The sequence below is a fragment of the Flavobacterium branchiophilum FL-15 genome (genome assembly GCF_000253275.1).
GTDB classification, from domain to species: domain Bacteria; phylum Bacteroidota; class Bacteroidia; order Flavobacteriales; family Flavobacteriaceae; genus Flavobacterium; species Flavobacterium branchiophilum.
In genome coordinates, this window is the sequence record NC_016001.1 from 1,574,423 (window position 1) to 1,586,894 (window position 12,472).

General features: G+C 30.9%; 9 protein-coding genes. 8 read left to right on the forward strand and 1 reads right to left on the reverse strand.

Going from position 1 to position 12,472, the window contains the following annotated elements:
* The first annotated feature begins 56 nt into the window (after positions 1-56).
* Positions 57-947 carry an AraC family transcriptional regulator gene (locus FBFL15_RS06835; protein ID WP_014083891.1) on the forward strand — a complete coding sequence of 297 codons (891 nt, stop codon included), beginning with the start codon at positions 57-59 and terminating at the stop codon, positions 945-947.
* An 828-nt stretch (positions 948-1,775) separates the two neighbouring features.
* Here FBFL15_RS06835 and FBFL15_RS06840 read toward each other — a convergent pair.
* Positions 1,776-4,424: a TonB-dependent receptor gene (locus tag FBFL15_RS06840; protein WP_014083892.1), complete on the reverse strand. Its 2,649-nt coding sequence runs from the start codon at positions 4,422-4,424 to the stop codon at positions 1,776-1,778.
* Between the two features lie 294 nt (positions 4,425-4,718).
* Between FBFL15_RS06840 and ychF the strand changes: the two genes are divergently transcribed.
* From ychF to FBFL15_RS06875, 7 genes are all read left to right on the forward strand, one after another.
* Entirely contained in the window at positions 4,719-5,813 is a 1,095-nt protein-coding gene (gene ychF, locus FBFL15_RS06845; protein WP_014083893.1) for a redox-regulated ATPase YchF, read from the forward strand.
* Positions 5,814-6,185: 372 nt separating this feature from the next.
* The gene (locus tag FBFL15_RS06850; protein ID WP_158309089.1) at positions 6,186-7,628 is read left to right on the forward strand and encodes a hybrid sensor histidine kinase/response regulator; all 1,443 of its coding nucleotides are present in this window, start codon (positions 6,186-6,188) and stop codon (positions 7,626-7,628) included.
* Between the two features lie 489 nt (positions 7,629-8,117).
* On the forward strand, positions 8,118-9,971 hold the full coding sequence (locus FBFL15_RS06855) for a DNA topoisomerase IV subunit B (RefSeq protein ID WP_014083895.1): 1,854 nt from the start codon (positions 8,118-8,120) through the stop codon (positions 9,969-9,971).
* Positions 9,972-10,109: 138 nt separating this feature from the next.
* The gene (locus FBFL15_RS06860; protein ID WP_044032197.1) at positions 10,110-10,547 is read left to right on the forward strand and encodes a DUF1016 N-terminal domain-containing protein; all 438 of its coding nucleotides are present in this window, start codon (positions 10,110-10,112) and stop codon (positions 10,545-10,547) included.
* On the forward strand, positions 10,537-10,962 hold the full coding sequence (locus FBFL15_RS06865) for a UvrD-helicase domain-containing protein (protein WP_044032198.1): 426 nt from the start codon (positions 10,537-10,539) through the stop codon (positions 10,960-10,962). Before FBFL15_RS06860 ends, FBFL15_RS06865 begins: the two co-directional genes overlap by 11 nt.
* 191 nt (positions 10,963-11,153) lie before the next feature.
* Positions 11,154-11,783 carry a plasmid pRiA4b ORF-3 family protein gene (locus FBFL15_RS06870; RefSeq protein ID WP_014083896.1) on the forward strand — a complete coding sequence of 210 codons (630 nt, stop codon included), beginning with the start codon at positions 11,154-11,156 and terminating at the stop codon, positions 11,781-11,783.
* Between the two features lie 103 nt (positions 11,784-11,886).
* Positions 11,887-12,435 (forward strand): hypothetical protein, encoded by a 549-nt coding sequence (locus FBFL15_RS06875; protein ID WP_014083897.1) that lies wholly within the window; start codon positions 11,887-11,889, stop codon positions 12,433-12,435.
* Positions 12,436-12,472 lie beyond the last annotated feature (37 nt).

Consider the following 12,472-nt stretch of genomic DNA (forward strand, 5'->3'; position numbering starts at 1 on the left):
ACATCATTTTAAATCAATATCTAATAGGTATAATTATGCTTTTATGTATTTGCAATATGACTAAAATTCCAAAAGACATCCCTGTTTACAGTATCGATACTTTCATTTCAAAAACCGAAAATGCCATTCATTTTCAGGTGGAACCTTTTGATATACATCGCAACTTTAAAGTTACTTATCCGCATCGGCACGACGATTTTTATGAAATTTTATTTATAACAGAAGGCACAGGACAACACATCATCGATTTTCAATCCTACGACATCAAACCTTTTAGCTTGTTTTTTTTATCTCCAGGTCAAGTGCATGAATTAATCCTTTCGCCCGATGTAAAAGGCTATATTTTTTTGTTTACTTCAGGATTTTATCATTTTAATAAAACCAATACTAGTAAAATATTCGAGTTGCCTTTTTTTTATAACCTCGATCAAAAAAATCCTCCCTTATATTTACAAAACCTACAAGATAAAGAAAACCTTATTTTGATGTTTAAAAATGCCATTTTGGAAACTTTGTCGCAAAAAGAAGATTATGAAGAGGTAGTTCGTGCCATTTTGGATTTGATTTTGATACAATGCAAACGCATTTACCCGAAAACAAGTGTTATTTTTCAAACACCAAAAGGGATTATTTTAACCAAAAAGTTCAAGCAAATTATTGAACAAAATTATCAAAACAATTGGTCTATTCAACAATATGCTGCCCAATTGCATATCACTGCCAATCATTTGAGTGAAATTGTCAAACTCCACACAAGTCGGACACCTACCGATTTGGTAAACGACAGAATGATTATAGAAATCAAAAGATTGTTGATACATACTAATTGTAGTGTTTCTGAAATTGCCTATCAATTAAACTTTAGTGATGCGTCCTATTTTTCAAAATATTTCAAAAAACAAACACAAATAGCACCATTAGAATTTAGAAAAGCCCATTTAAAATAACCATCAGCCCATACAAAACCAAGGCATGAATAACATGAGTTTTGATGGACATCATGTATAATACCAAATATACATATAAAATAGTCCAATCTATTGGTTCTTTTTTGCTAAAATCATTCAAAAAAAATAGTTCCGTAGCCCAGCTATGCAACGATTTTTTTTGAAAATTTTCTCTAAAAAATAACTACGTATCTTTGGACTATTTTATAAATATATTTGGTATAACCTTTGGTTTAAACCAACGATATTGTATATGATTTCAAAATGCTTTATCCCAAAAAAGAGCTGCTATTTATTTTGGCTAAAGCCTCTTGGAATCTCAAAACAAAGTACCCTTTGGCTCAAGTATCGATTGTAAGAATGATTTTTATATTATTATTCATTCGTTTTTTAGCGGTTTCCAATCAAAGGATTAAATGAGGATCCTTTGATTCTACAATAATATATAAACACAATTTATAATCGACCTACTAAAAAGGTAGGCGAGCCTACGAAAAGGGTAGGCGGGCCTACGAAAAGGGTAGGCGGGCCTACTAAAAAGGTAGGCGAGCCTACTAAAAAGGTAGGCGGGCCTACGAAAAGGGTATGCGGGCTTACTAAAAAGGTATGCGGGCTTACTAAAAAGGTAGGCGAGCCTACTAAAAAGGTAGGCGAGCCTACGAAAAGGGTAGGCGGGCCTACTAAAAAGGTAGGCGGAGCTACGAAAAGGGTAGGAACTCCGAGCGTAGAAAGAATGACTGTTTTATGTTTAAAAAAATAAACTTAATACATCCTCAAAAAAAAAGAGCCGCTATATTAGCGACTCTTTTATTTTAAAAAATAATATAATTAGAACTTATAGTTTAATGATAAATTAAACATAGTTCCTAATTGACTAAAGTGGTATCCATCATAAGTCATTTGAGAGTAACGACCGTTGAATGTGATAAGATTGAATTGGTTTCTGATTTGAGCTGGATTATTCATAATTGCTTGACCAGCAGCATTTTCTGCTTTAAATTCCCATTTAGGCAATACATTGAAAATATTATTAACATTTAAAGCAATCGTTACACTTTTAGAAGCATTAAAATTAATACCTAAGTCAGTAACTGTTTTAGGAACAAATTCTGTTCTTAAATCTTTACTCATACCATCTTGTTTGAAAGTTGCTTTACCAAAATAAGTGTTATTTAATGAAAAATCAAATTTTCCAATTTTATAATTTGCACCTAAAATGTATTTAGACTCTGGTCTAGATGTAAAAGTCAAAGCTGTTAAAGTAGCTCCAAAAGAATTATTTACGATTGGTGAAATAATTTTGTTGTCAAATGTTTTATTTCCAGATAAAGTGAAAGATAATTTACCTTCTCCAAGCATGATATTGTTATAGTTGAATACTAAATCCAATCCGGTTGTTCTTGAATCAAATGAGTTAGAGAACCAAGCAACATTACCAAATTGAGTATCTACTCTATCACCTAAAACAATTCTATCACTTACTTTAATGTTGTAATAATCTAAAGTAAAGTTGAAGTTTTTAGTTGGTTTAGCACCAACTCCAATTGTAAAGTTAGTTGATTTTTCAGCATCTAATTGAGGGATACCTAACTGACGAGCTTGAGAAGAAACATTGTTGATAATACCACTTACTTGAATACCTTGACCTGCAACAAAAGAATATTGTGCTTTTTGAGTATAAATTTGGTGCAAAGATGGAGCTCTGAAACCAGTTGAAACAGATCCTCTGAAAGTCAATTTGTCATCCATCAATTTGTATCTTGAACTCAATTTCCAAACGGCATTAGTTCCAAAATCACTATAATTTTCAAAACGTAAAGTACCATTAATTAAGAAATCTTTATTAACATCGTAAGCAACATCAAAGTATGCTCCTAAATTGTATCTGTTCCATTTTCCAGAATTTTCAGGTCTATTTCCAGCAAATGAATCCGCACCAAGACCTTCGTAAGATGCTTTATCACCAACTAAAACTTCAAAATTTTCAGATCTAAACTCTGAACCAAACCCAATACTTAATTTATCAGATATTACTTTAGAAACATCGATATTTCCAACGATATGATTAAAAGTAGTCCCTCCTGGTTTAAAATTAATTGGACTATTTTCTCTATAAACATTTTCACCATTATCATCTAAAATCGAAGAACGGTTTTGTGAATTGGATACTGTATAAATCTGTTGGTTTCCACCAATAGTAACACTCGCGTCAGTATTCCATCCGTTTACAGTTGATTTGTAACCTAATGTAGCATTGTAATCGTTCAAATCTCCTTCAAAAGTTGGAACGTACCCTTTATAGGAACCAGCAGATCCACCCGCAAACAAATCAGCTAAATAAGGCATTGAAGCCAAATCTCTCCAATAAGGTGTTCTGTAATTAGCAAAAGAGTTTACTTTTTTGTAAACATAAGCAGCATTGTAATATATTTTTGAATGATCAGTTAAATCACTTCCTCCGTTCATTTCAAATTTGGCCGCTGCAGTTTCTGGCGATCCATTGATATTTCCAGCGTCTGGATATTGAGCCAAAAAGGCATTCACTTCTGAAGGTGATGCACCAAAATCAGCAATTTCACCATCAGCATTTACAGTACCAGGTCTGTTAGCTAAAGTTACTTTTGAGAAATCAACAGTATAGTTGATAAACCCTTTTTCGCCAACAGTTGTTCCGTTGTTGATACTAAAACCTAACATTTTTCCATCACCTTCTCCAGTAATACCAGAACGGAAAGTGGTAGATCCACCTGTAGTACTTTTTTTCAAGATGATGTTCATTACACCAGCAATAGCATCAGAACCGTATTGTGCAGATGCCCCATCTCTTAAAATTTCAACTCTTTCGATAGCGTCTGTTGGAATAGCCGAAATATCAGCTCCTGTTTCACCACGTCCTGGAGACGTTTGAACATATACCAATGAGCTCATGTTTTTACGTTTACCATTTATCAAAACCAAGGTTCTACTAGGTCCCATGTTACGAATTTCATAAGGATCCAATAATGATGTCGCATCATTTACTGGAGTTTGAACCGTGTTGAACGATGGAATTTTGTATTGCAACGCTTTATCAAAAGTGGCCTGACCTGTAGAGTTCAAGTCTTTTGCAGACAATACATCTACTGGCAAAGCCGACGTAGTGTTGCTTCGTGGTGCCGTTCTTGTACCTACTACTACAATTTCGTCCAATGATTGTCCGCCTTCTTCTGAAAGGGTTACATTGATTACTCCGTTTGTTGATTTTCTTTCAACTTTTGCATAGCCTACATAGCTAAATACTAGTGTAGCACCATCTTTTACCTTAATTTTGTAGTTTCCATCCAAGTCGGTAGAAACCCCATTTGTTGCTCCTTTTTCGGTAACATTTACCCCTGGAAGTGCGGCTCCAGATTTGTCTGTAACTTTACCACTTACTTCTTTTTGAGCCATAGCAAAAGAGAAATTAAGTAGCAATAAAAATAAAATAATTTTTTTCATAAAAAAATGTATTAATTAATTAATCGATTTAATTCGGATGCAATATTAATTATTTTTTTAACAATAACTTAACTTTTATTTAAAAATTTGTAAATTTGTTCTACTAAATGATTATTAAACGAATTTTTATACTTTTTGTGAATTAAAATTGAAAAGTATAATAGTTTAATTAAGAATTTTTTAAAAAATGCTAAAATAAAACGATGTTTTAAAATCCAAATTTATTAGTATATATTTGCACAATAAAATTATAAATCACTAACAACTATTTTTTTAAATAGAAAAATTGAAAAAATGAAAGCAGGAATTGTAGGATTACCAAATGTAGGGAAATCAACCTTATTTAATTGTTTGTCAAACGCAAAGGCACAAAGTGCCAATTTTCCATTTTGTACGATAGAACCCAACATTGGAGTAGTAAATGTGCCAGACCCCCGAATAGAAAAATTGGAAGCTCTTGTAAAACCAGAGCGTGTTCAAATGGCCACCGTGGATATTGTAGATATTGCAGGATTGGTAAAAGGAGCTAGCAAAGGCGAAGGCTTGGGCAATCAATTTTTAGGTAATATTAGAGAATGTAATGCTATTATTCATGTTTTGCGTTGTTTTGATAATGACAATATTGTTCATGTGGATGGCAACGTGAATCCTATTAGAGACAAAGAAACTATTGATATAGAATTGCAATTGAAGGATTTGGAAACCATCGAAAAACGATTGGAGAAAGTAAAACGTGCTGCTAAAACAGGTAATAAAGAGGCCCAAGCCGAAGAGGCATTGCTTAATAGAATAAGAGAAGCCCTTTTGCAAGCCAAATCGGCAAGAACCGTAGTGCCTCAAAATGCCGATGAAGAAGTTTTGATGGAAGGATTTCAATTAATTACCAATAAACCGGTGCTGTATGTTTGTAATGTTGATGAAAATTCGGCTGTATCGGGCAATCGATATGTAGATGAAGTAAAAGAGCTAGTAAAAGATGAAGATGCCGAGGTTATCATCCTATCGGTTGGGGCAGAAGCCGATATTACAGAACTTGAAAGTTATGAAGAACGACAAGTTTTTTTGGAAGACATGGGCCTATCAGAACCAGGTTCATCTGTTTTGATAAGAGCAGCATATAAATTACTCAAACAACAAACTTATTTTACAGCAGGTGTGAAAGAAGTTCGGGCCTGGACCATTAATATTGGAGCTACAGCCCCACAAGCTGCGGGTGTTATCCATTCGGATTTTGAAAAAGGATTTATTCGTGCCGAAGTGATTTCGTACGAAGATTTTGTTCATTATGGTTCAGAGGCCAAATGTAAAGAAGCTGGAAAATTTAAAGTTGAAGGCAAAGAATATATTGTAAAAGATGGAGATGTAATGCACTTCCGTTTTAATGTGTAGGTATATTTTATTATTGATGGAAAATATGTTTTTAAAAATCTAAAATGATAAGATATGGTAAAAAAAATCAAAGAAATATTTTCTAATGTATTCAAAGAAAGTAATGTTTATTTTTACTATATTGATAAAAATGGAGATTTTACCAAAACTAATGTAAAAATTATATTGTTTTTTTATTTCTCCATTTCATGTTTTTATTATTTATTAGATTTAAAAAATGCCTATATTGCCTTTTTTGTCAGTTTTTTATTGTTTTTTATCTTAAATTTATTTGAAAAAATCAGTTCACAACATAAATTAATTTTTATAACGATTGTATCAAATACATTATATTGTTATGTTGATTTGTGTTATGGAAAAAAATTCGATTTTTTGGTATATTTTTTTATTACCAATTCTACCGCAATCATATTTTTGCGGTTTTTTAAATTAGCAGGAGCTTTAACTTTATTATTTTGTATAAATTATTTTTTAAAAGAAAAGTTTAATTATTATGGTTTTGATATTTCAGATACAGTAAATTATGAAAAAACATACTATATTTGGAAAAGTATGGTATATTTTATTGTAATGTTTTACTTGTTTACATTAGCCTTTATGGTTACAAATAGAATAGGCCAGGTAATTAATGAATTTGAACTGAATAACAAAGAACTTATCCTTTCAAGAAACAGACAAAAAGAGTTAGAACAGATTAAAGAATCTTTTTTTGCCACCATAAGTCATGAAATTCGAACACCTTTAAATGCCATAAAAGGCATTTCAGATTTGTTAATTAAAGAAGAAAAAATTGCAAGAAGTGATTTAGACTTGTTTGAAATCATGAACAATTCTAGCAATCATTTGTTGTCATTAGTAAATAATTTTTTAGATTTTTCAAAATTAAACGAAGGTAAATTCACTTTAATATATTCAGATTTTGATTTTGAAGAGAATATTAATTTTATTTTTAATATGAATTCAAAGTTGGCATTTGAAAAAAATTTAATTTATGAAATCAAAAAAAATGGTATCTTACCCCAAAGATTTTATGCTGATAAAAACAGATTAAATCAAGTAATATTGAATATTTTAAATAATGCCATCAAATACACGGATAAAGGAAGTGTTACATTACATTATGGTGGTACTTATTCTAAAGATTTTGCTGATATTTTTGATTTAGAAATAAAAATTATGGATACTGGCATTGGAATACATGATATGTATTTAGGTAGTATTTTTGAAACATTTACTAATGTAAACCGAACATCAGAGGATAGCGTTGGTTTAGGATTGTCAATCTCAAAAGGATTAATAGAATTGATGAAAGGCAAAATAAAAGTAGAAAGTATATTGTCTAATGGGTCCACTTTTACTATAAAATTACCTTTAAAAATTTCTAATGAACCTAAATTAAATATTTCAAAAATTGATTTTTCAGATAAATTATTACATAAAAAATTAAAAATACTAATTGTAGATGACAATAAAATAAATGTTATGGTTATTACCAGGCAGTTAGAAAAAGCCATCAAAAAAGCAGAAGTTCATGTAGCAAATAATGGGGTAGAAGCAATAGATCAAGTTGAAAAAAATTATTATGATTTGATACTTATGGATTTGATGATGCCCCTAATGGGCGGAATTGAAGCTACAAAAATTATTAGAAGACATACAGATAATTTCAAAAAACACACTCCTATAATAGCACTAACGGCTAATGTTGAAGAAAAAGCTTTGGAAAAATGTTATCAAATAGGAATGAATGATTATATAACTAAACCATTTGATATTAATGATTTACTTCAAAAAATACATAATATTTTAGATTAATGTAATTTATAGTTTTGATTTTTAATTTGATTTTTTTATGAAGAAGAATACCAATCGTACGCTAGAAATCTCATTAATTTTTATTTATAAATATGTATTTATATTAAAATAATTACACATAAGTCCTATTAGTATTTTATATTTATGAAATAAATAGGATATTATTTATAAAAATAAAATATTTTTATTTAATGTGATTTTTCCATTTTTTTTTAAATTTAAAAAATTAGCATAGCTAATGTGTACGAGTTATTTTAACGGTTTTATACCAATTTAGTAATTTTTGACAAGTATGATTAGGGATTTCATTTAGCTAGTTTCAACTTGTATTGGAACAAAATTTTATGATCATTTACTATAAAAATTTCCATTTATAAAACAATTATTCTTGTAAATTTCCATTTCCCATTTTCTTGATAACTTATTGCGATTTTATTTTTTGTTTTTTTCAAAATTGACTACTTTAGCACAAATTCGGAAATACAAAAAATGGCACAAGAAACACAATACGACGAAGACAATATTCGCTCCCTCGACTGGAAAGAACACATCCGCATGCGTCCCGGAATGTACATTGGGAAACTGGGTGACGGCTCATCGCCAGATGATGGTATCTATATATTACTCAAGGAAGTACTCGACAACTGCATCGACGAATTTGTGATGGGTGCAGGCAAAACGATTGAGGTAAACATCAAAGACAAACTGGTTTCGGTGCGTGATTATGGCCGAGGAATTCCGCTTGGAAAAGTTGTGGATGTGGTATCCAAAATGAATACAGGTGGGAAATATGACTCTAAAGCCTTCAAGAAATCGGTAGGTTTGAATGGTGTGGGTACCAAAGCGGTGAATGCCCTTTCGAATTATTTCCGAGTAGAATCGGTGCGGGATAACCAACAAAAAGCGGCTGAATTTTCGGCTGGAAATCTAACATTAGAAGAAGATTTACAAGAATCGACCAAGCGAAAAGGAACGAAAGTATCCTTTATTGCAGATGAAACCATTTTCAAAAACTACAAATATCGAAATGAGTATATCATTAGAATGCTCAAGAATTATTGTTATTTGAACACGGGTTTGACCATCTATTACAACGGAGAAAAATATTTTTCGGATAATGGATTGAAAGATTTATTGGAAGAAGCCATTCATGCAGATGACATGATTTATTCTACCATTCATCTCAAAGGTGAGGACATAGAAGTGGCGTTAACCCACAGTAAAACGCAATATTCTGAAGAATACCATTCGTTTGTAAATGGACAAAATACGACACAAGGAGGTACCCATTTGGGCGCTTTTCGAGAGGCAATTGTAAAGACCATCAAGGAGTTTTATAACAAACCGTTTGAAGCTTCGGATATTAGAAAATCTATTGTTTCTGCGGTTTCCATCAAGGTAGAAGAGCCCGTTTTTGAGAGTCAGACCAAAACCAAATTGGGTTCTACAGAAATTGGTCCGAATGGGCCATCGGTGCGTTCGTTTGTAAATGACTTTATCAAGAACAAACTAGACAATTTTTTACATAAAAATCCAGATGTAGCCGACGCTTTGTTGCGAAAAATATTGCAAGCAGAAAGAGAGCGAAAAGAACTATCAGGCATACGTAAATTGGCAAAAGACCGTGCTAAAAAAGCGAGTTTGCACAACAAAAAATTGCGTGATTGCAGAGTGCATTTGCCCGATATAAAAAACCCTCGATATTTGGAAAGTACTTTGTTTATTACCGAGGGAGATTCGGCTTCGGGTTCGATTACCAAATCGAGGGATGTGAACACCCAAGCAGTTTTTAGTTTACGAGGTAAACCCTTGAATTCGTATGGGATGACCAAGAAAATTGTTTATGAAAACGAAGAATTTAACTTGCTACAAGCCGCATTGAATATCGAAGAATCGATGGAAGATTTGCGTTACAACAATATCGTAATTGCTACCGATGCCGATGTGGATGGGATGCACATTCGGTTGTTGTTGATCACGTTTTTCTTGCAATTTTTTCCTGAATTGATCAAAGATGGGCATTTGTATATTTTACAAACACCACTATTCCGTGTGCGAAACAAGAAAGAAACCATTTATTGTTACAGCGATGAAGAACGAGTAAATGCCATTGAAAAGCTAAAACCGAAGCCAGAAATCACCCGATTCAAGGGATTGGGAGAGATTTCGCCTGACGAGTTCAAGCATTTTATTGGCGCCGATATTCGTTTGGATCCTGTGATGCTAGACAAAGCCACTTCAATTGAAACCTTATTGGAATTTTATATGGGTAAAAACACACCCGACCGCCAAATGTTCATCATCAATAATTTGAAGGTGGAATTGGATGTGGTGGAGAAGTAAAAGGAATGTATAAAAAAGTAATAAATCTTTGATAAAGAAATAGCACTCATACATTATTGTAGTAAGATGATGAAGAATACGATAATCAAAATTAAAAATACGGATAAATAGTCAACTAATAAAAACAGAATAAAGAGTTTGCAAAGCCTTGAAAACATATCCATTCAAATTGAGAGTATTCATTCTTATTTTGCCGATTATGCCAATAGTCAGGTAAATTATGCCTATACATTACGAAATTGGTTAATAGGAATGTATTTGTTTGAAGTGGAACAAAAAGGGCAAAACAGAGCCGAATACGGCGAAAAATTATACAAAAGTATTGCCGAAAGATTAAAAAATAAAAAAATAAAAGGGATGTCTTTTACATTTTTAAATACTTGCAAGCAATTTTATTTAGTATATCCCCAAATTATTCAGACAGTGTCTGAAAAATCATTTAAAATTGAAAATCAGGTTCTTGAAATTGTTCAGTCATTGTATGAACAATTAAAAAAAGAGCGATTTCATGTTAAAACAGAGCCAAATTTTAAACAAAAAATTTTTTTCTTAAATAAAAAAAATCATGCTATTTGATAACCTTAATGATCAACAAATAGAAGCGGTTAAAGCAGAACAAAAACGCATTTTAGTTTTGGTAGGTGCAGGCTCGGGCAAAACCAAAACCTTGTTGCAAAAAATAAAATATTTGGTCGAAATAAAAAAAGTGCAGCCCTCTGAAATTTTGGCTATTACTTTTACCAAAAATGCGGCCAATGAAATGATTGTTCGTTTGATAATTGAATCAGATAAAACGGGAATTTATGAAAGCATTATTTTTGATAAAAAGATTTCTTTAGAGGAAAAAAACAAACAACGCTTTGTTTATATCAAAAAAATCAAATTGATTGAGAACCTGACCATCAGAACGTTTTTTAAAGGAAATTCCAGATACATTCAAAGTAAATTATCAAGATATTGTACCACAAATAGAAACGTTTCAATTGTGTAAAAAATGTAAAAAACAAGTAGAAAAACAATTTGAATTTTTTTCCTTTTTGTGGGAAGAAGCAAATTAATAAAACAAAATAATTAAATACGAAATACTATGAAATCGACATTAACAAGAAGTTTGCGCAAGCAAACACCTATGAAGATAAAGTGATACCATTTGACAAATGAAAAACAAATAATTATCTACATATGAAATATAAAAACGTATTACAACTAAAAATTAGTCTCAAAAATGCCTATCCATCTATTTATAGAACAATATACATTTCAAATAAATCAAACTTTTTAGAACTGCATGCTGCGATTCAAGAGGCAATGGGGTGGAAAGGTTATCATTTATTTGCATTTCGAAAAGGAAGGGATACAGAAATTAGTTTTGAATATTCAAAAAAAGAATTTGGTGGATTTGTGAATTTCGGCTATCCTTTGAAAACAAAAGTCAGTGCGTTTTTGCAAAAGCCAAAAGATAAAATTCTGTATGTATACGATTTTGGCGACAGTTGGGAGCACGAAATACTTGTTCAAAAAGTATTTGATGAAATAGAAATAGAGCATATACCTTACTGTATTAAAGGAAAAGGTAAATGTCCGCCAGAAGATTGTGGAGGTATTTGGAGTTATGCCATTTTAGTAGAAATTGCTAAAAATCCAAAAAGTAAAGAATACAAGGAATACAAAAATAATTATGATATGAACCAATTCAAGGATATTGAGTTAACCAAAGAAGATATAATAGAAATAAACGAATCTTTTTCGGATTTTGAAAGTGCTGTTGATTATTTTAATGATATTATTGTAGAAATGCAAAGTTCATTTTAAATATTTTTTTTTTTAGAATTTATTTATAATTTTAAATTATATAGAAAACAATTTGAATTTTGTTCTTTTTGTGGGAAGAAAAAAATTAATAAAAATTAAAAATATGGGTAGATATTTAGCTATTGGATTAGTAATTGAACAGACAATTTCCAAAAAAAATTACTCAGAAGAAGATTTTACAAAACAAAATCTAATTTCAGAATTGGAAAAAAGATTCTATTTTAAATCAAATCTTTATGATTTAGAAGAGTACGAAAATGAATACAAATTTACTATAAAACAAGAATTAATTGAATCTGAACTTATTCCTTTTTTAAATGTTTTTTATAAGGAAATTACAAAAAATGATAGTTATTCAGACTATGAGGAAGTAATAAATATATTGGAGGTTAAAAATGATGATTGGTTGGAAATTGCAAAAGAAAAATCACATCAAAATTATCAAATTGATACTTATGGGGATCCAGATATATTAAGGCTTAAATTTGGTCGTAAGATCTATATAGATTATAAAACAATACTTTTATCAATGGAAGGAAAAATTTTAATGGAAGATTATGGAAGGCTATTTAATTTTTTCAAATATTGCATAGATAATACGTATAAAGAATTTGCAATTTCTGGAGCAATAAGGGTTTATATTACGGGTTAATTGAAAATAAAAGATTAATGAAAATAGCATTTGATAC